At 56.3% G+C, this 18,867-nt stretch carries 18 protein-coding genes; 11 read left to right on the top strand and 7 right to left on the bottom strand.

Annotated features, from left to right (window positions below; translation table 11 throughout):
* Positions 1–18: 18 nt before the first annotated feature.
* Together ACR0D8_RS20790 and ACR0D8_RS20785 are read right to left on the bottom strand one after the other, a co-directional pair.
* Positions 19–675, bottom strand: a complete 657-nt coding sequence (locus ACR0D8_RS20790; RefSeq protein ID WP_480649449.1) for a DUF2306 domain-containing protein — start codon at positions 673–675, stop codon at positions 19–21.
* 34 nt (positions 676–709) lie between these two features.
* Positions 710–1,330, bottom strand: a complete 621-nt coding sequence (locus tag ACR0D8_RS20785) for a class I SAM-dependent methyltransferase (RefSeq protein ID WP_480649448.1) — start codon at positions 1,328–1,330, stop codon at positions 710–712.
* A 189-nt stretch (positions 1,331–1,519) separates the two neighbouring features.
* Between ACR0D8_RS20785 and ACR0D8_RS20780 the strand changes: the two genes are divergently transcribed.
* A complete protein-coding gene (locus ACR0D8_RS20780; protein ID WP_480649447.1) occupies positions 1,520–2,434 on the top strand; it encodes a LysR family transcriptional regulator in 915 nt (304 codons plus the stop codon).
* 191 nt (positions 2,435–2,625) lie between these two features.
* On the opposite strand, the gene ACR0D8_RS20775 is transcribed toward ACR0D8_RS20780, so the two are convergent.
* The 3 genes from ACR0D8_RS20775 to ACR0D8_RS20765 form a co-directional block, all read right to left on the bottom strand.
* On the bottom strand, positions 2,626–4,485 hold the full coding sequence (locus ACR0D8_RS20775) for a tetratricopeptide repeat protein (protein ID WP_480649446.1): 1,860 nt from the start codon (positions 4,483–4,485) through the stop codon (positions 2,626–2,628).
* Between the two features lie 394 nt (positions 4,486–4,879).
* Complete coding sequence (locus ACR0D8_RS20770; protein ID WP_480649445.1) at positions 4,880–5,761, bottom strand: alpha/beta fold hydrolase; 882 nt, start codon at positions 5,759–5,761, stop codon at positions 4,880–4,882.
* A gap of 187 nt (positions 5,762–5,948) precedes the next feature.
* The gene (locus tag ACR0D8_RS20765) at positions 5,949–6,713 is read right to left on the bottom strand and encodes a nuclear transport factor 2 family protein (RefSeq protein ID WP_480649444.1); all 765 of its coding nucleotides are present in this window, start codon (positions 6,711–6,713) and stop codon (positions 5,949–5,951) included.
* Between the two features lie 181 nt (positions 6,714–6,894).
* On the opposite strand from ACR0D8_RS20765, the gene ACR0D8_RS20760 reads away from it, so the two are divergent.
* A complete protein-coding gene (locus tag ACR0D8_RS20760) occupies positions 6,895–7,272 on the top strand; it encodes a winged helix-turn-helix transcriptional regulator (protein ID WP_480616986.1) in 378 nt (125 codons plus the stop codon).
* A gap of 195 nt (positions 7,273–7,467) precedes the next feature.
* Here ACR0D8_RS20760 and ACR0D8_RS20755 read toward each other — a convergent pair whose 3' ends face one another.
* Both ACR0D8_RS20755 and ACR0D8_RS20750 read right to left on the bottom strand, forming a co-directional pair.
* On the bottom strand, positions 7,468–7,977 hold the full coding sequence (locus ACR0D8_RS20755; RefSeq protein WP_480649443.1) for a nucleoside deaminase: 510 nt from the start codon (positions 7,975–7,977) through the stop codon (positions 7,468–7,470).
* Between the two features lie 137 nt (positions 7,978–8,114).
* Entirely contained in the window at positions 8,115–8,792 is a 678-nt protein-coding gene (locus ACR0D8_RS20750) for an ankyrin repeat domain-containing protein (protein ID WP_480649442.1), read from the bottom strand.
* A gap of 105 nt (positions 8,793–8,897) precedes the next feature.
* On the opposite strand from ACR0D8_RS20750, the gene ACR0D8_RS20745 reads away from it, so the two are divergent.
* From ACR0D8_RS20745 to ACR0D8_RS20705, 9 genes are all read left to right on the top strand, one after another.
* Positions 8,898–9,191: a WGR domain-containing protein gene (locus tag ACR0D8_RS20745; protein ID WP_480649441.1), complete on the top strand. Its 294-nt coding sequence runs from the start codon at positions 8,898–8,900 to the stop codon at positions 9,189–9,191.
* Between the two features lie 508 nt (positions 9,192–9,699).
* Positions 9,700–10,122 (top strand): DUF3768 domain-containing protein, encoded by a 423-nt coding sequence (locus ACR0D8_RS20740; RefSeq protein ID WP_480649440.1) that lies wholly within the window; start codon positions 9,700–9,702, stop codon positions 10,120–10,122.
* A 220-nt stretch (positions 10,123–10,342) separates the two neighbouring features.
* On the top strand, positions 10,343–12,208 hold the full coding sequence (locus tag ACR0D8_RS20735; protein ID WP_480649439.1) for a ParB/RepB/Spo0J family partition protein: 1,866 nt from the start codon (positions 10,343–10,345) through the stop codon (positions 12,206–12,208).
* 177 nt (positions 12,209–12,385) lie between these two features.
* The gene (locus tag ACR0D8_RS20730) at positions 12,386–12,922 is read left to right on the top strand and encodes a hypothetical protein (protein ID WP_480649438.1); all 537 of its coding nucleotides are present in this window, start codon (positions 12,386–12,388) and stop codon (positions 12,920–12,922) included.
* Between the two features lie 246 nt (positions 12,923–13,168).
* Positions 13,169–13,771 (top strand): class I SAM-dependent DNA methyltransferase, encoded by a 603-nt coding sequence (locus tag ACR0D8_RS20725; protein ID WP_480649437.1) that lies wholly within the window; start codon positions 13,169–13,171, stop codon positions 13,769–13,771.
* Between the two features lie 630 nt (positions 13,772–14,401).
* On the top strand, positions 14,402–14,602 hold the full coding sequence (locus ACR0D8_RS20720) for a hypothetical protein (protein ID WP_480649436.1): 201 nt from the start codon (positions 14,402–14,404) through the stop codon (positions 14,600–14,602).
* Between the two features lie 488 nt (positions 14,603–15,090).
* Entirely contained in the window at positions 15,091–15,516 is a 426-nt protein-coding gene (locus tag ACR0D8_RS20715; protein WP_480649435.1) for a hypothetical protein, read from the top strand.
* Positions 15,513–17,348 carry a relaxase/mobilization nuclease domain-containing protein gene (locus tag ACR0D8_RS20710; RefSeq protein ID WP_480649434.1) on the top strand — a complete coding sequence of 612 codons (1,836 nt, stop codon included), beginning with the start codon at positions 15,513–15,515 and terminating at the stop codon, positions 17,346–17,348. The genes ACR0D8_RS20715 and ACR0D8_RS20710 overlap by 4 nt, the downstream gene beginning before the upstream one ends.
* Positions 17,349–17,435: 87 nt before the next feature.
* Positions 17,436–18,473 (top strand): hypothetical protein, encoded by a 1,038-nt coding sequence (locus ACR0D8_RS20705; protein WP_480649433.1) that lies wholly within the window; start codon positions 17,436–17,438, stop codon positions 18,471–18,473.
* Positions 18,474–18,867: the final 394 nt, after the last annotated feature.

The following is an 18,867-nucleotide window of genomic DNA, read 5'->3' as shown; positions in this document are numbered from 1 at the left end:
CCGGGAGCACGATTGGGTTCAGATCACGGCACCGGATGTGCGCGTTGCAAAGGCGCGGGGGATCAGGAGTTCCGCAATCGCAAGGTTGATGGCCCACGCCCCAACCATCAGGAGGTCTCGCGAAAACCCCGACGGCTCAGTGTCAAAGAGGCCCATCGTGACCAGAAAGAGCGCGGTCTGCGTTGAGGCCCCTTGGCCGATGGCATAAGCGCGCAGCATCGCAGCGCGGTGCGCAGCGACGTTTCGCGACCGGATCGCGACGATGGCCCATGCGATGAGGGCGACCATTGCAAGGCTAAGCGTGACCCTCGCCCCGTAAAGAAGTGGACCCTGCAGGGCTTCGGGAAATGCGTAAGCTAAGGTCATCCAAAGCCCGGTGAGCGCACTGACGCATCCCGCTATCACTACGACCCGCCCGAGGGTCCTATGCGGGGCGGGGCGGTAGCGCCTCAGGCTCGGCAAAAACTGCACAGCCCCCACAAGGCAGAAAACTGAACTGCCGAGGATATGCAATGTGATCGGGAGGGGCTCGATCACCGCACGCGGGTTCGGCGGTATGATCGCCGGAGCGCCGAAAAGTTCTGGAATCCGGACCAGCCCGACGACTGCCGGAATGAAAGAGTAGAGGAACACGAGGGCAAAGAACGCCCATTCGCGACGGCTGATAAAGTACATGCTTCAGTCTCTCAGAATAAGGTGTCGTTCTGCCTCAGGCGGGCTTGCGGGCAACGATAAAGGGGCTCAGTCGGTTCTTTCCGAAGTACCGCGTCTGCTCGATTTCGAACCCGGCCCGGATCAGGTGCCGGGTCAATTCAGCGCGACTCAAGATGATCACATTAGGCGCGATCCGCAGGGCCATGAGCAAACGAACCATGGCTCGCATCCAGCGCGGCGCGTCCTTCAGACAAACCGTCTTTGATATGAAGTGACCGCCGGGTTTCATTTGGTGGAATGCTGAATCCAGCACGGTGGGTATGTCATCCACCAGGTGAAGTAGGCTGAACGCGCAAATGACCTCGAATGGTGGGCCATGAAAGTGTTGCGCCGCCTCCGCCTGAAGAAATTCTAGGTTTCCCGCGGCATCTCCTCCTGATCGTGACCGGGCGATCCGGATCATCTCGGCAGAGAGGTCGGTTGCGGTCACATGAGCGACGACAGGGGCGATCTTCCTGGCTGTGCCGCCTGTGCCGCAGCCGATTTCAAGAACGCGATCGGTCGATCGAAGAAGCTCAGTGACGCCTTCCAGCTTTTCTTTGTAGGCGGTGATATCGGCGATGGGCTTTTTTGCGTACTTGGGCGCATGCCGGTCCCAGAAGGCTTGGGCAGTCATGTCGGTTTCCTTTGCATGTTACACTTAAGGTTTGAAGCAGCGCGGATGTGCCAGTCGTAAGAAACTGCGGAATACACTGTGTCGCTTTCGGTTGCCGAGACCGGGCCGATCTCGTTTCGCAGCCGGTATCATCCATGCGCTCATGAAAGGTCGATTGCTTAAATTCGTCCACCTGCTATACGCTCATGAATGAACTGGCAGGCCATCTCCTTCGATTGGAACCAGGTGCGCGCCTTCCTCGCGACAGCGGAGGAAGGCTCGTTCAGCGGCGCGGCGCGCGTGCTAAAGACAACACAGCCGACGATAGGACGGCAGATCGGTGCGTTGGAGGAGGCACTTGGCGTCACGCTGGTAGAACGCAGCGTCCGTGGTCTTACCTTGACGGAAGCAGGGCGCGACCTGATTGATCACATGCGCACGATGGGCGAGGCTGCGACGCTCATCTCGATGGTGGCCGACGGTAAATCTCAGGATGTCACCGGAGAGGTAACGGTCACGGGAACGGACCTCTTGTCAGCAGCGATCCTGCCGGGCGTTCTCAAGCCGTTGAGACAGATGGCGCCGGGCATCCGCGTCCGCATTCTTGCGTCGAGTGAAATGCAGAATTTGACGCAGCGCGAGGCGGACATCGCGATACGCCACGTCCGTCCAGATCAGCCGGACCTGATCGCACGGCACTTGGGCGACTTTCGCGCCACTCTCTATGCCGCGACCGACTATCTCGATCGTGCAAGCCGCCCACGGACACCGCGCGATGTGGCTGCACTCGATTTCGTCGGCAATGCCGACCCCGAGCGGCTAATGGCCCCACTGCACAACATGGGCGTGCCCGTTCGCGCAGAGAGCTTCGTGATGTCGAGCGAGAGCGGTGTCGTCGCATGGGAATTGGTGAAAGCGGGCTACGGCGTCTCTATGCAGCCCGAAACGTTGGGCGAGGCTGAATCTGGCATAGAGAAGGTCTTGCCGGATTTCCCTTCGCTTGAGTTTCCAATCTGGCTGGTCACCCATCGGGAGTTACAGACCAGCCGTCGTATCCGGATCGTATTCGACCTGCTGGCCCGGGGTCTGTCAGACGTTGCGAAGCGCCGAAGTGGTGGCGATTAACAGGTGCAAAAGCGCCGAACCCGGAGCAAGTAAGGTCGCGTGGCAATAGTTGAAGCTGCGCTTGCACGAGTTCGTTTTGTCCGATGAGTGTACGTTAATGTTGGAAATGCTGCGCAATCGATCAACTTCCGCTTTGGGGAAGCTGCAATGCGGCAACTTATCTCGTGATGAACGGCTGGTTTGGGCCGCGTTCACCGGTTCAACCCGGCTGCGCGCAAACCCTGTTGATAGCGTTCGCGATCTTCCAATCGTGCGAAGGGATGTGTGCGCTCTGCCAACTGAAGAGAGGCGCCGGGGTCAAGACGCTTTAGGTCGAGAACAGCCTGCCTCGCCTCATCGAGCTTGCCGCAAATGGCATTGTTCACGACAAGATCAAGATAAGTGCTGCTGCGGTTTGGCTGGGCCCGGATTGACGCCTCGGCCCACGCGATGGCTTCTTCGTGCCGGCCTGCCACAAACCCGCAAAGTGAGTGAATGGAGTACCACAAAGCTATCAAAGGGTCGCGCGGGCTGAGCCTGATCGCGGCCATGATACTATTGAGCGCTTCCTTGCCGTCGCCCAGATACACCTGAGCTCTGGCAAGCAAAGCATAGGCATGTGGGTCGTTGGGGTTGAGGTCAATGGCCTCCCGCAACTTTCTTACGGCGTCCTGATGATGGCCTGAAAACAAATCTGCCGCACCAAGTAGGGCCATGGCATACGCGTCGCGGCCGTTCATCGAAACCGCCCGTTGCGCCAGCCTCACCGCCTCGGCCTTGGAAGCGTCAGGATCAACACTCCAGCCGTTCACGCATTGCATCAGATGCGTAAATGACAAATCCGCCAGCCCGAATGAGCTTTGCGGGTCCAACTCGATGGCTTTCATGAGCAGGTTCTGGGCTTCGGCTACGTCTGCTTTTGTGAACTGCGAGATATGCCAATGGGCGCGCGCGGACAATTCCCAGGCATCCATCCGGGGGATCACCTTGCGCCTTGCGCGTTGCATTTCAGCAGTCAGGTATTCAGGTGCAACAGCGCCCACAATTTTCTGCGTGATCTCGTCCTGCAGATCGAAGATGTCTTCAATCACGCCGTCAAATCGATCGGTCCAGACATAGTGGTTTGCAATCGCGTCGATCAGTTGCACCGAGACACGAACCCTGTTGCCGACTCTTCGAACGCTGCCCTCAAGTACGTACTGCACGCCCAGATCGCGGGCGATTTGCTCTGTCCCGATGGCGCGGCCCTGGTAGGAAAAGCTGGTATTTCGAGAGATCACGAAGAACCAGTGAAACCGGGACAACGCGGCAATGACTTCTTCGGCGATACCTTCGGCAAAAAAGGTCTGATCCGCGTCGTCGGATAAATTGTCAAAGGCCAGAACTGCAATCGAAGGTCGTTCCGGCACCGCAAAAAGGTAGCTCTGGACGGCTGACGCTGACATTCCCCAACCATAAGCGACCAAAGGCTCTGCGATGTTTTTGAGTTTCTGGGAACCGAGACAGGTGAAGTGATCCGAAAGCCTGGCGTCAAGACTGCGCCGCGCAGTTTCCGAAATCACCAGTGAACCTGGCTCTGCCAGATTCTGAAGGCGTGCGGCCACGTTGACGCCGTCGCCATAGACGTCTTCATCGGCAAAACTTACATCGCCGCTGTGCAATCCCATCCTCAACGTGATCCGGGGATCATCGGTCAGTGCGTTTTGGACAGCCATCGCGCACTCGATGCCATTGACCACGCTGGGAAATTCAACCAGCCAGCCGTCTCCCATGCTTTTTATCACCCTGCCGCGATGCGCACCAATTGCCGGAGTAAGAATGTCGTTCCGAAAACGGCGCAACGCGGTCAATGTGGCAGCTTCATCCTCCCCCATGAGTTTGGAATAGTTTGCCACATCCGCAGCCAGAATAGCGGTCAGCCGTCGTTCAGAGGCGTTTGACATGGATGAAGCATAGCCCACGGCCGGCGAATGGGAAACTTCAGTAGCTTTGGGTAAAACGTTAATGCCTCCGCTCCAACTTCGGCTGTGAACGCCAAGGGTTCGATGACAGCGGCTGAAGATCGGAACCACTTCGCGCAACCGACCGTATTTGTTGTTTAAGTATGTTTTCATCTATGGTGAGCGCATGCGATCTTCTCACCATGGCTCTGCTTGGTTCCGGGTTTCTTTCTCATCTCCACTCCTTGGCGGTTACGATGAGCCAGAAACCCTCTCTTATCAAATCGACCTAAACTGTCCCATTGGCGCTGACGTCAGACACAACCAATTGACGCGGGCACAGAACGAGGCCGTGTTAAAGTTTCTGTACCATTTCAGCGACCATCCTGAGCTTGGTGAATTTGCGGAAGCCGCTTTGGTTAACTACTGGATTGAATAGAGCGTGTGGACACAGGGTCGATGACATTTACTTATTTGATTGGGCTCTTCGCAGCATCTTTTGTCATAACCGGATAGCAAGGAGCCCTCAGCCGCCGCTTGCAAGGAACTCTTTGATCCGCGTATTTAGGGTATCTGGTGCGTCCTCGTGGATCATGTGTGACCCGTTTTCGATTATTTCGACGCGCGCATCGGGCAGCCGCTCGCTAAGTCCATCGATTAGCAGCCTGAACAAGTGCGGACTATCACCCCCGCCTACGAGAAGAACCGGAATATGGATGTCCGAAAACGATGTTCCGATCAGATCGGGGAAGCCATGATACAGTGAGAGGGCTCTGTCAGGACCTCGGTTGTCCCAAACTTGAGCGTAGCGTTCCTCCGACAGTGCCTCGAAATATCTGTCACCCAAAACCCCTCGGCCAAACGTTTCAATTGCCAATTCATCGTCGCCGGATCGAAACGCCTTTTCAGAAGGGCCAACGGTACCTACGCCAAACTTAATGATGGCGAGCGCAAGGCGGGGCGCTGAGAACAATAGGCTGATCAACTGGATCGGCTTGGGTGGAATACTCACGTACATTGAGACAGCAGGCGGTTCTATGAGGACAAGGCTGCGGAACATCTCCGGCATCTGCTTGGCCGCTAAGAGCGCAACAAGGCCGCCCCACGAATGCCCTACGACGTGTGCCGGCCCTGCATCCATCACTTTGACCAAACCCGCCAGATCTTCTACATGCACCTGGATAGGGTCTCTGGCATCGGTTGGTATCGGAGCGTTCGGAACATGATAGCGTCGACTGTAGGCAATCGTGCGATAGTTTTCCGAGAAATCGCCAAGCTGTTGGGACCAAGTGCGCACGTCCGAGGCGCTGCCATGCACAAAAACCAGTGCCTCGCCTTCACCCTTTTCGAAGGTCGCAAGAACGGTGCCGTACACTTCCACTGACTTGGCTTCATCCAAATCGAGCATGGTTCTAAGAGTAGCGCAATCCAACATCATTGTTAACGGCAGCTTCGCCGGCCGCACTGCAGGTGCGGCTTTGCAAGATGAACGGCAGGATTGAGTCGCGAGAGTACTTGCTGTGACTGCCCAATCGAAGGCCCGTTTTTTTGGTGGGCGGGTCAGCCAACTCGGACCCGCCATCCTTCTACGGTATTTAGAACTTTCCGTTCTCGTGCGCCATCTCCGCAGGAGTGGGCGAAACCACATCCCAATGCTCGACGATCTTGCCGTCCTCAACGCGCCATAGGTCGAAGAAAGCCCATGGTTTCTCGCTGACGGTGGCATCTGAGGCGACAAAGACAAAGTTGCCTTCTGCCACAACGATCTGAGGCTCGAATTTGGTTATGACGTTGCCTTGTTCAGCCCAGGCTTTGGTGCCTTCCATCAAACCATCAATTCCATCGGCAAGCATTGGATTGTGCTGCATGTAGACCTCGGAATACTCGGGGGCTTTCTCTGGTGCGGCACCGCCCAGGACGTCGCGCACAAATCCAAGAACCAACGCCTTGTTCTCTTCGGTTTTGTCGAGATCGGTGATCTCGGTCGCTCCATCTGTCATCCCCCGACCAGACACCGTCGTTTCTGGAACTGGCTGGAGATTGTCCCAATGCTCGGCAACTTTGCCGCCCTCAACCCGGAATATGTCGAATGCGGCAAGGGTCGGCGCACCAAAGGCGTCTGCATTTTCAAAAGTGCTGTGCAGCACAACCATGTCGCCTTCGGTGATGACTCTGTGCGTGGTGCCAGTCATTCCGGATTGCTCCACCAAAGGTATCAAGCGAACCAAACCTTCGGCGCCAGTCGGGATCTGTGGGTTGTGCTGAATGTAGTCCGGGGTAACGAGTTGCCGCGCAGCTTCCGGATCGTGATCGGCAAAGGCAGCGGTAAAAAGTGCGATTACAAGTTCTTTAGGAGACATGGCTTTATCCTTTGATTCGTATCCTCTTGATACGTGGTAGCAAAAACATACCACATTGCAATTACGTACTTTAAACTGACTTGGTATGCTCAACGCTACCACCATATAGATCAGGGCGTTGTGCAAAAGCCGATCCATAGTTATGGTGTCTCATAGTTTCGAAACAATACCAGAGATTGATATGCTACCTATTGGTGTTGCCAACAAAGCAGAAGCTTCCAACTGCTCCATCCGCTCCGTGCTATCCAATGTGACCGGCAAATGGCGGATGATTATTATCCTAGCTCTGGAAGATGAGCCGAAACGCTTTGGCGACTTAAAACGCTGCATCGGAGACGTCACGCAAAGTGTGCTAACCGAGAACCTGCGTGGATTGCAGCGTGACGGTTACTTGACCCGCACTGTCGATCCCGGGCCACCAGTGGCTGTTTCCTATGAATTGACGCCTTTAGGCCGAAGCTTACTCGAGATGCTGAAGCCACTTGTCTTCTGGTCGCATGAACAGATGGATGAAGTCAGAAAATTCCGCATGCAATTTGACCGCGAGCAGGCGAGCTGACCTCAAAGCCGATACATGTCTCTTTACGGTAGATAGTTGCAATGTTGCGCAGACTGTGGGTTCAGCGAAACCTCAATCTCACGCACGCCGCGAACGGCAGCAAGCCGTTGAACGACCAAAGGCGAGAATGGGTCGAGACTTCCAACCGTGGAAAGCGAACGCTACAGGAAACTTCGATGATGGTTGAAAACCATTCTAACTGCAAAGCTTCGGGGAACCTGCGCTCGTGATTTTCCGGCCGTAGAACATGAGGCGGACTCCAGCCCAGTATGCCGCGGCTTCACACATGGGACATGGTCGGGAAGATGAGTACATGACCGCTCCGCTCAAATCCCGGTCACTGAGTCGACGCGCCGCGTCCCTGATCGCGGCCATTTCAGCGTGGGCCGTGGGGTCTTGATCTAAGATGACTCTGCTCCATGATTGGCCAACAATAACGTTGTGGCGCACCACAACTGCGCCATACCCCTGATCTCCATGATCAATCGCATACTGACGCATTTCGAAAGCGCGCTCCATGAATGTGGCATCCTTGGGATCACTTGGTTGAGGTATTGCGTCGTCCGCCCTTGTAGAAGTTTGGCCTACAGCGGAGCCACTCAATCCAATTGTCAGTGCGCCAATGCCTGATGCAGCGAGAAAGCCGCGCCTCGGGAAAGCGAGCGTGCTGGAGCAGTCCTGTTCACTTTTTCTGATCTTGTCCATTGTGCCGTTACCTGTGAGATGTGTTCAACTCTGTCCCCGCTCCGCTACGAGAGGAACTTGATTTGAGGTTGGTCTCATACAAGCTGCCATCGGCACGTGTGAGGTGGAACGCTCCGCTTCAGCCTGCCGGACTGGTCTCAATCCTCTTTTCTTAGCCGTTCTGCCATCTCAGAAAATCCGCGCAGTTCGGCGTGTTCGAGTGGTGTAGTTCCGTTTCGATCGGCAAGCGATCCGTCAGCACCCGCTGCCAACAACGCATCCAGAACCGCAAGATGATCCGGGCCACCGTCACCAAGCACAACCGCTTCGATAACTGCTGTCCAGTGCAGATTGTTCACATGGTCCAGAGGCGCGCCAGCGGCAATCAGCCGTCTGACAATCTCGACATGACCGAGATGGGCGGCTGCGATCAGAGCCGTTCCGTCATAAGGGCTGGTCGTTAGGCCCGGATCATTGCCTAACTCGATTGCGAGCGTCATCAGTTCTGGATCGTTTGCAACGGCCGCAATCGTGACCACGTCGTAGGCCTGACCGTCACGCGCGTTCATGTTGGCGCCGGCCTCAGCCAGTGCACGCAATGCCTCGCCCTCTGAAGCAAAGGCTGCGACATGGGCTGGCGTGCGGCCTCGAGAGTCCCGCGCGTTGACGTTTGCCCCCGCCACCACCAGCTGCCGGATCATTTCTTCGTTGCCGGTGTGAGCGGCTGCGAAGAGACCGTCGTATTCCGCGACCTCATCAGCCGAAGGCGGTGTCTGCGCCGTACCTGCGCTGGCGGCAAGACCCATCACGAAGGCAAATAGTAGAAAACGAAACATGACCGATCCTATTACCTACATATTGGTCAGCTATAGTAGTAGCGGATGCACTCGATGTCATATTCCATTCAGGATCAGAATCCTTTCCCGGGAATTGATTTCGCAATGTCATTGGACAGACGGGCTGAGTTTGCCGACAATCGCGTCATGGAACTGACGGCAATCACACCTGTCCACCTGATCCATGTGGATCCAGACGTCAACATGGCGCGGTTCTATGGAATAGAGTTGCAGCCGACGCTGTTTGGCGAAGTTTCCGTCCTACGTACCTGGGGACGTATCGGCACAAACGGACAAGCCATGTTGGTGACTTACGAAGATGAAGCCGAGGCTGCCGAAGCGCTCCAAAACCTCGAAAAGCAAAAGCTCCGACGAGGGTATGTTCCGGTCGGTGAGTGATTTCGGGTGGCAATTTGTTTCCATAGCAAATCCCGAGCCAGCCGGCTCGTGACCGGGCTCTAGGTTCCAGCCGGCAGACCGGCTTCCACCCAGAACACCCCAGCATGATCTCCCTGACGCAATAGTCCCTGACCCGTCTCTCGCGAGCCGGGGCAGGGGCTTTGGGTCATGGTCACTCCATGCCGTGGTGATCTGCCCGTTCGGGTGACGATCCCTTTTGCGCTCCCGCAGGATCGAAGATCCTTCGGCCTTTTTTTGTGGGTCAGGCGGGATTTGGACAAGCCAAACGCCACCCGACGTCAGGGGGAAGGCGCGGCCTCCCCCCTCGGACAAGACAAATAGACAAGACCGTGTCCTCGCGCGTTGCGCTGCGGGCCGCACCACTCTTGTCGATTTGTCCTGTCTCGCCCCTCTCCGCGTTCGCCACGGGGCAGGTTTTAGAGACGACGCCCTTTCAGGGCTCGGCTCAAAACCAGCACCAAAGGGGATCAGCCCCGGAGGTCACACCATGAGAGGAGAGACGGTTTTGAACCTTGAGACGACAAATGACATCGAAAATGACACCAGCCTTCAGGCGGCAGAAATAGCAGCCCAGAATGACCTGGTTCGGAAAGCCCTGATCGACCCAAATGCAACGATTGAAATGCAGTCCAAAGGCATTCAGGGGCAGGTGTTTGTCACGCCCGGTGTGTCCGGCGAAGGGATGGAGTTCCAGGCTGCGGCATTGGCGGCGGTGGCGTCGGATGACCAGTTTGACGAGGGCAACGACCCCTATGGCGATCACACGTTCGGAACGGTGACGGTCAGCGGCCATAAGCTGTTCTGGAAAATCGACCTCTATGACGCGGATTACAAATACGGGTCCGACCGCCCGTTTGACACGTCAGTGACGCGCCGCGTTCTGACAATCATGTGCCCCAGCGAATATTGATCCCAATCCCAAACCAGAAAGGAGGTGAGTTCATGAACCCATACACCCTCGCACGACAACGTCAGTTGGCTTGGAACAATCTCAAGAAGGGCGGCCTTTCCGGCAAGATCGCCCGCGCCTTCTTGAAACAACACGCAGCCGCCTAAGCGGCCCCGCTCTACCCCGGAAGGGGTAGGGCACCCTTAACACGAAGCGAAACACTCAAACAAGGATTTGCCCCATGAGCAAAGTCGAGACATTCACCGCACCGGAAACCATCGAAACCATCTCGCTCTCCGATCTCTACCTGTCTGATCTGAACCCACGTCAGGAGGTTGGTGAGGAAGGCATCGCCCTCTTAGCCGACAGTCTGGTCATGTGCGGCCTGATCCAGAACCTCAGCGGTCTGCGCGATGCAGATGGCAAAGTCGCCATCGTCGCCGGTGGTCGCCGCCTGCGGGCTCTGAACATCGCCGTGACCGAACGCGCCGATCTGGCACAGGTCCTCGTGAAGGTCACGGACAACCCGTTTGTGGCCGAACAATGGGCCAATGCGGAAAACACTGCTCGCGAGGAACTGGACCCGGTCGACGAGGTCCGCGCCTATGGCAAGATGGCGGAGAAATCTCTGTCTGTTGCCAAGATCAGCAATGCGTTTGGCGTGACCGAAGCCCATGTGCGCCGCCGTCTTGCGCTGGCCGGTCTGCCTGCCGCCGTATTGGACGCGCTCAAAGCTGGTGAGATCAGCATGGGGCTGGCCAAGGCCATGACCGTCAGCACCGAGGAGGAGAAAATTCTGGGCGTGCTGGAACAGGCCAAAGAGTGCCGGTGGTTCAGCGAACATGATGTGAAACAGGCCCTGACGTCGGAGGCTGTCAGCAGCACCAACCGCAAGGCCGTGTTTGTCGGCCAAGAGGCTTATGTTGCAGCAGGCGGCACAATCACTGCTGATCTCTTTGCCGTTGAGACCCTGTTCAATCAAGGCGAACTACTGGATCATCTGTTTGCCGAGAAACTGGCGGCGGAAGCGGCAAAGCTGTGCGAAGCGGAAGGCTGGGACTGGGTGGACACCCATGACGAAAGCTACATTCCCTATGGGTTCGCAGGTACCGAGGGCATGCACCGTCTGGAGATGGTGAGCCGGGAGTTCACCGAAGAACAGGCCGAACGGTATGACGAACTGGCCGAGCTTTATGAGGCTGAGGCTCTGGACGCGGATGGTGAAAAGGAGCTGGCCGCGCTCGAGGACTATGCAGCACCCTTCTATTCCGACGATCAGCGCAAGCTGTCCGGTGTGTTTGTCTATGTCGGCAACAACGGCGACATCAAATCATCATCGGCCTATGTCGCGGGAGAACATGTGCAGGCCGCCATTGAGGCCGGTGTACTGGCGCCGGTCAAAGAGCTCGAGGCCAATGAGACACCAAAACCAGCCTATTCGCAGAAGTTCATTGATGACATGGTGGCAATCCGGCTGGCAGCAGTTCAAACGGCCCTGCTGGACAAGCCTGATTATGTGCTGAGCCTGTTTGCTTTCTCCGCCACCCCGGCCTCAGGTCTGACCAGCAACCTGTTCGGGTTTGGCTATGGTGGCGCTGAACGGAACACGCCTGAGATTGACGACCAGTTCATCCTCGACCCGCGTCTTGGCGGGGAGCGGGATGCGGCGGCAGAGGAAGCCTATGACCAGTTCCACGAAATGGCCGCACTAGGCAGCGTGGAGGCGTTCAAAGCGTTTCGCGAACTGGGCAAGAAGGTCCGGAATGGAGAAATCACGGCTTTTCTGGCTCGGCGGTTCCTGACCCAGCGCCCGGAGTTCATGGCGGAGATCGAGGCTGAGATTGGTGCTGACATGCGCGCAATCTGGACCCCGTCGGCAGAGAACTGCTTCATGCGCTTGAAAGGCTGGCAGCTGGATGATCTCTACAAGGACCTGCTGGACCTGCATGTCGACACCGACATGTTCAAAGCTTTCGCGAAATCCAAGAAAGGTGCGAAGAACGAGGCGATGCACAAACTCTTCAACGACACAGAGCATCAGAGCGCGTTGGGTGTGACCGAAGAACAGAAACCCCGGATCGATGCTTGGGTTCCTGAGTGCTTCTGAACCTAACGGGGCAGGGCGCGTTGCGCCCTGCTTATCAATCTCTGGCTGTGTCAGTCTCAAAGATGAAAGCTCAAAGTGGCATTGCGCAAACACCCCGTCGCGCGTAGCTATCAGAGGTCGGTCACCCGGCTCATTTTCAAAAGCGATCACTTCGTAGAAACGGACTTGGAAAGACCCATGGACACCTCATCGAACAAGCTCGAGAAAGCCGCTCGCCGCGTCTGGAAATCCGCGCAGATGTTTGTCGGGTTTCATAGGGATCAGAAGGGCAAGCCGCGCGAACAGCCAAAGCTCTGGCCGCCAAAGAACGGGAGCGCGTCGATCCATAGCGACCCTAGCGCGCAAGAGGCGATTGTTGTTGTCAAAGCTGCTGACCCGGAGGCTGCGCAGGACGTGCAGATCAAGCTGCATCCCAGTCGCATTGTTGTGCGTCGCGATGCAGATATGTGGTGGCAAGGCGTGGCTGTGGATGAGCATTCCGTGACGGTCCGAATGGCCGATAACACGATCATTGAAATCCGCCATGACGGATCGGTGAAACGCCGCTCGGCGGAAGATGAAACCCATGTGGAAGCGGATGGCAGCATCTTTAAGTTCACCGAGTTTGCCGAGGCGCATATGACGGGTGACGGGGTGGAAATGACCCGCCGCACCGAGGATCGGATTGCCACGATCACAGCCGACGGTGTTGTCGATCGCGCGCGCAAGCGTTAGCCTGTAGTCAATACCTCGAGACTTTCCTTCGGTTAAACTTGTGGCCCGCTTCGGTGGGCCTCTTTCTTGTGTACAAGATCGTCGGCAGAGGTTTGCCGAGGTCGCCTCTATTCCCTCCACATGCCGTTCCAAACCCATGTTGACTGTTGACTTCAATCTGGACAATGTCGGGCGTTCACATTTGCGCATCTATCTCAGCGCACATGTGCCGATGCCGAATTAAATCCATGAGGAAGCGCAAGCACCATGACCGATGATTGGAACGACTACGCCGATGGTTGGGACGACAATAGCGACGTCAGACGCTACGCAAGTCGCGCGTTCGCCACGCTGGACGAGCACCTGGATATTCGCGGGAAGAATTGGCGATCAAAGCGCGTGCTCGACTTTGGATGTGGCACCGGACTGCTGGCGGAGAAAATTGCACCGCATGTGGAGGAAGTTGTCGCGGTTGATACCTCGGAGAATATGATTGCGATCCTAAAGGCCAAGAACCTGCCCAATGTTAGAGCAGTTCACGGAGACGTTCTGGCTGAAGATGTTCCGGAAGTCGGGAACGGGTTTTCGGGTTTCGATTTGATCTGCGCCTCTTCTGTTTGCGCCTTTCTTTCGGATTACAGTGGCGCTGTGGCAGTGCTGGCGGGTTTGCTCAATAAAGGCGGGCATTTCGTGCAGTGGGATTGGCAAACGTCAGATGATGACGGTTTCGGATTGACGCTGCATCAAATGAAGGCCGCGCTTGAGGCGGCAAGACTTGGTTCACTTCGCATCGAACGGATATTCGAGTTCAAATCTGATGAGCAGGTCATGCCTGTTCTGATTGGAGCGGGGGTTCGAAATACGGAATGATCTTGTGTTTGGATGCGTGAACAACCATTGCGTCCAATTAACCGACTTTTGGTATGGCTCGGGCAGCAAAGTTCAACTTAGAGATTTAGCGGCGGTGATTAGTCAGACTCCGCCATTTTAAATTGAGTCCGGCTGATTACCTGATCCGCGCAAGCGCGGACCAGGGCCGGACCGTCCGGTCTTTGGCCTTCGCCAATTGAAAAGGGCGACTTTTACCACCGATGATCCTCCTTCCTTTGCCACGAGGATCATTCTGACCCAGAAAGGCCGCTTGCACTCGGAACTGAGCATAGCGCCTGTGATTGACCGAGGCGGTGTTGCCGCCACATACAGTATCGCTTTATTCAGATGACCCGTGCGCAGCGATCCCAGAAAGTCTTGCCTTTTCACTTGGCCTGACAGTTTCAAACCCATTGCCGGAGATGATCCTCGGCTGCGGTGTTTCTGAAGGGATGAACATAAGCGGGCAGTCGGGGAAGACGCGCGGTGCCCGGCTCGGGCACCGCGCTTCAACAGGGAATTTCCCCTGCGCCTGCGGCGCATTCCGCGCGGACCAAATTCCCTGCTGACGTCCCCTTGTTGCCCGCTTTTCCCATGTTCATCGAAACACGTCATAGCGAGGATCAAACAATGGCAACTCAAACTCTGAAACTGAACGTCAAGACCGGTGAAAAAGAAGGCAAGACTTTCTGGGATCGCTGCGGGGTTCTCTTCGTCAATACCGATGAGACCGGCAACATCACCTCGATCCAGATCAAACACAGCATGTTTCCCGGCGTTGAGATGGTGGCCTTCCCGAAGCGGAGCGATGACGAGCCGGTCACCGAATGACGAGAGGGCAGGGCGGCGTAGGCCGCCCTTTCCTTTGCTCCGCCCAAAACCCGGACCACATATGCGCCACGCGTGGCGCGAGGCCTAACGGCCGGGCAGGGGCGGTGACCTTCCGCGGTGCGGTAGCTCTCAACCCTGCCACACCCGCCGCGCAAGCGGCGGGAAACAGAGCGCGCTGAGGCGCGCGGAAAATGCAGATTGCATTTAACGTGCCGGAAAGTGACGGGCGCTGTTCGGGCAGCCCACGCTTTGCGTGATTGCCCTGCGCCAGTCCACCGGCACCCACGCCTGTTGGTTGGAAAAGGGGCGGGACCCTTTCCCCGGCGTGGAAATAGCCTCCAAGAGCAAAGTTGCTCCGATCATGATTGGAGAAAACACGGATTTCTCAAATCACATCGGTTTACTCTTGGAGATTATGACTTGGAGATTATGACAGGATATGGTAGTTGTGTTACAAATCATAAATACAACTAAAGATTGATTTCGATTTGAGCGAGAGCAGAACTTCTGACACCACCGTCTTTTCCGTACGTTTGCCAGTGGATGCGCTGGAGCGTCTGGAGGCGGCCGTTGATGTACTCGGAGCCAAGAGCCGCAATCAGATCATCCAGCGCCTCGTCTATCGTCTGATCGGTTATCTCGATCCTGACCCCGCTGTTGTGGATCTCTGGCAGAAGCACTTGCGGCAGGTTCAGGGTGGATACACCAACCTCAATCAACTTGCGAAATCGGCCAAGCGCGGCACGGTGATCTGGACGGATGATGACCGGCGCGATGTTGAAAACCTCCATCGCGCGATCATCCAGCACCGACAAGACTTGAAGACGATGATCACAGCGGCCCGCCGAAACCGTGAGCCTGAATCCGCCATTCGCCGGATCTTGCGCGACGACGATTGGGCAGCTGAAGAATGAACGCCGCTGCCCGTGATCTGACAGCAGGTGACTTCCTGGAGCTTGCCTTCCGCCAGGCTCAGAAGGGTGTCGATCATTCCAAGCGCATCAATCAGCAGCTGCAGACAGCCAAGCGTATGAAGTTCATGATTTCGCGGGCGTCGTCCATCAAGGCGCGGCTTGGTGCCGTGGTCGGAAAGCCCGAGGCAGTTGTGAAACACGTCCGCAAAGGTGGGGTGAAAAACGCGCACGAGCTGCGCCGCCAGATCAACTATCTGACCGTCCGCGCCGAGGGCGTGTTGGACATCCGAGACAATGGCGTGACCCCGCTCGATGCGGATCAGGTCAGCGATTTGATCGAGACCTGGGCGGAGGATTTCAACGGGAAAACCAACTACGGTTACACCCGTCACATGATCGTTTCCTTTCCCGAAGGCACCTATCCGGATGCCGCTCATGAGGCCGGTTTAGAGTTTGCAGATCGGCTATTTGGCAGCGGTGATTTTGGCGATACCTGGGACTACCTGACAGTGTTCCATAACGACACTGACAACCCCCATGTCCACATCGTTGTGAACAACCGAGGCGTCGAACATGGGCAGTGGTTGGCTATGGGTATGAGCAGCGAAATGAACATCGACGTCCAGCGCTCTATTCAGGTCGAGGTTGCTGAGGAATACGGAATTGAGCTGACCGCAACGACCCGCCTTGAGCGCGGTTTGCGGCAGGAAGTCGAGACCGATACGTGGAAAGTTCAGGCGGGAATGTCGGTTGTTGAAAGTACCCCGGAAGTCGAAGTTACGGCCCGCGACATGGCCGCCGATGTGATGACTCTATCCATCGCAAGAATGTCGGATCTGTTTGATGAGCGCGCCAACGCTGTCAAAGACCGGATCGAAGAGTTTGCCATCCAACTCGTTGAAAGTGAGGAACCTATGGTATCGAGAATGGAACATCTGCTGGATCAAGCCCACCATTTTGATGATTACGGCGAGCCAGGAGACCCGTCTTATGTGTCGCCCAAAGTCATGAGCAACTTGCGGCGACACATCGAATTAGGCGGTTCTGAGGAAACAATCGCACCCGAGCTGAAGGCTCAAGTTGTTGCCCATATCAGCGACGTTCGGAACAATGAACAGAGCCATCCGTATCTGTCTGCCCTTGCTGATATTGTCGATGACAAGGAGTTCCAGGCGACCCCAGATTATGCCCCGGCAGCACGCCGGTACGAGGTCTATATGCAGGACACCTTGGGCGAGGGGGCCTATGAGGACTTCCAGACTCAGACCAAAGAATTGCTGCAATCCATCGACAAGATGGAAGGGCTGGCCCGTGAGGTTGACGACCCTCATCTGCGTGTCGCTATGGACATTCAGATTGGCGAGCTGAAGGGCGACGTTGCGGATCTGCGCACCAACGATCCGGACCTTCAAGCCTTCATCATCGAGGACCGGCGCTATTCAACGATGATGGGAATGGGCACCGCCGAAATGGATGTCTTGGACTATCCAGAGGCCGACAAGTGGGCGGCGATCCGCAAGGAAGTCACCGACAGGGCCAGCAGCTACGGCCTTGATGGCGAGGCGTTCGTTGCCCGCTTTGGCGATCATCAGAACGTCACTTTGGGCACAACAATGGGATGGCGCAGCGACGATATTTCGACCGCGGCAGCCCACTTCCAGGCTCAAGGATTGTCGGACGGCCACGACCGAACAGAGGCCGTTGTTGACGAGCTGCACCAGCTTGCTTCTTGCAAGATCATCGCAATCTCAGAAGAACTTTCAGACGTTCACGCCCGCGCAACGCACCCGCTCTTGCAAGGGCAGGGCGACGATGACGGTCACAGCCTGTAAGGAGTTCATCCGGTCTGCCTGATGAGCGCGCCAACGCCGTAGGCAGATCCATCACAGAGTTTTCCATCAACTCGCAAAGGAAAAACTATGGTTTCGCGTACAGAATATCTTTTGAACGAAGTCGAACACTTCGCACCCTATTCCCAATTCGATCAATCTGCCCCGCGCGAGGATCGCGTTTTAGAGCAGATCGACATCATCAAGAAAGAACAGCAGGCGATGGGCTTTGATCGTGCAGCCATCGCTTCAAAGAGCTTCGTCATCGAGGACCGGGCCAACCGCCGTGTTGACGAACACACGGCGCAACAAAATCTGGTCGAAGAACTGAAAATCGAATTGGAGGCTGCGGAGCGGTCGGGGGAGCCGGTTGATCTGAACGATATGCTGGTCTTGGTTTCTCAGCACATGAACGATGCTCAGGAATACGACCTGTATCATCTCTACTATTCGTCCCTTGCGGATCTGTCCGGCGACAAAGGGTTTCAGGATTCCGACGACTACCAGTCGCCCGGTGATCGCTATGTTCAATATATGCAATCCGCTCTGGGTCAGGCCGGTTTCGAGAACTACGAACAGCAGACCAAGGACGTTATGAACTCCATCGAGAATATGGAGGCTCTTGCCCGAGAAGTTGAAGACCCGCATTTGCGGGCCGCAATGGACGTGCAGATTGGAGAGCTGAAGGGCGATGTTGCCAAGCTACGCCCATACGACACCGACCTGCAGGCATACACTGTTGTCGACGACAGTTACACCACATCCATGAATGCGGCCGAGTTGGATAACCTGGACCCCTCCGAGGCCGAAAAATGGCTGGCAGTGCGAGACGACATTGTTGCAACCGCCAACAGCTTCGGAATCGATGGAAACAAGTTCCTGGCTCGCTACAACGATCATGACAGCGTTTCAGTTGGCACCACGGCGACTTGGCGAGACGCGGACATTTCCACCGCTGCCGCCCATTTTAACAGCCAAGGTGTTCCGGACAGCTACGAGCGCGCCGAGGCCGTTGTCGGTGAGCTGCACCAAGTTTCATCCAACAAGATTGCAGCCGTGGTCCAAGAGATTGCCCATACCCGCGAACAGGCAACCCACGTCCGTAAAGAGGATGGCCACTGCCTTTAACGACGGAAGACATTATAGATTATTGTTCGCGCTGGTGAATGTGTTGCCGGGAACAGCGAGACCACCGGGTTGGAGTAATGTGGGGTCTATTCCGATTGGGACGGACTCCTATCGTTGGACATTCCGGGCATTCGCTGCACCACGTTTGAATAGGCAAGAAGCGGACTTTGCCGTCATTCGAATTCCATGTTTCGCTGACGCGGCATTCATTCGCAGGCGCAGCATTTTGTTGTCGCGGCGCAGCGGATGTCGCCAATACGGTCATTTACGGGCGTGGATTTTGCCGGAACCGAAACCATACTTTCGTCGCAGCCCGATGCCGGTTAGCTATCGACGTGCTGAGGCTGTTGTCGGGGAGTTGCAACAGGCAGCGTCGAGCCGGATTGCTGAAGTT

The sequence above is a fragment of the Ruegeria sp. BG10 genome (assembly GCF_056538575.1).
This window is presented reverse-complemented; position numbering and strand designations above follow the sequence as displayed.

Coding starts and splice junctions, on each gene's coding strand:
- ACR0D8_RS20770 (WP_480649445.1), bottom strand. CDS start 5,761: ATGCTCGATTTGGATGAAGCCAAGTCAGTGGAAGTGTACGGCACCGTT.
- ACR0D8_RS20705 (WP_480649433.1), top strand. CDS start 17,436: ATGGTTTCGCGTACAGAATATCTTTTGAACGAAGTCGAACACTTCGCA.
- ACR0D8_RS20720 (WP_480649436.1), top strand. CDS start 14,402: ATGGCAACTCAAACTCTGAAACTGAACGTCAAGACCGGTGAAAAAGAA.
- ACR0D8_RS20735 (WP_480649439.1), top strand. CDS start 10,343: ATGAGCAAAGTCGAGACATTCACCGCACCGGAAACCATCGAAACCATC.
- ACR0D8_RS20725 (WP_480649437.1), top strand. CDS start 13,169: ATGACCGATGATTGGAACGACTACGCCGATGGTTGGGACGACAATAGC.
- ACR0D8_RS20730 (WP_480649438.1), top strand. CDS start 12,386: ATGGACACCTCATCGAACAAGCTCGAGAAAGCCGCTCGCCGCGTCTGG.
- ACR0D8_RS20785 (WP_480649448.1), bottom strand. CDS start 1,330: ATGACTGCCCAAGCCTTCTGGGACCGGCATGCGCCCAAGTACGCAAAA.
- ACR0D8_RS20745 (WP_480649441.1), top strand. CDS start 8,898: ATGTCATTGGACAGACGGGCTGAGTTTGCCGACAATCGCGTCATGGAA.
- ACR0D8_RS20765 (WP_480649444.1), bottom strand. CDS start 6,713: ATGTCTCCTAAAGAACTTGTAATCGCACTTTTTACCGCTGCCTTTGCC.
- ACR0D8_RS20790 (WP_480649449.1), bottom strand. CDS start 675: ATGTACTTTATCAGCCGTCGCGAATGGGCGTTCTTTGCCCTCGTGTTC.
- ACR0D8_RS20750 (WP_480649442.1), bottom strand. CDS start 8,792: ATGTTTCGTTTTCTACTATTTGCCTTCGTGATGGGTCTTGCCGCCAGC.
- ACR0D8_RS20710 (WP_480649434.1), top strand. CDS start 15,513: ATGAACGCCGCTGCCCGTGATCTGACAGCAGGTGACTTCCTGGAGCTT.
- ACR0D8_RS20760 (WP_480616986.1), top strand. CDS start 6,895: ATGCTACCTATTGGTGTTGCCAACAAAGCAGAAGCTTCCAACTGCTCC.
- ACR0D8_RS20755 (WP_480649443.1), bottom strand. CDS start 7,977: ATGGACAAGATCAGAAAAAGTGAACAGGACTGCTCCAGCACGCTCGCT.
- ACR0D8_RS20780 (WP_480649447.1), top strand. CDS start 1,520: ATGAACTGGCAGGCCATCTCCTTCGATTGGAACCAGGTGCGCGCCTTC.
- ACR0D8_RS20740 (WP_480649440.1), top strand. CDS start 9,700: ATGAGAGGAGAGACGGTTTTGAACCTTGAGACGACAAATGACATCGAA.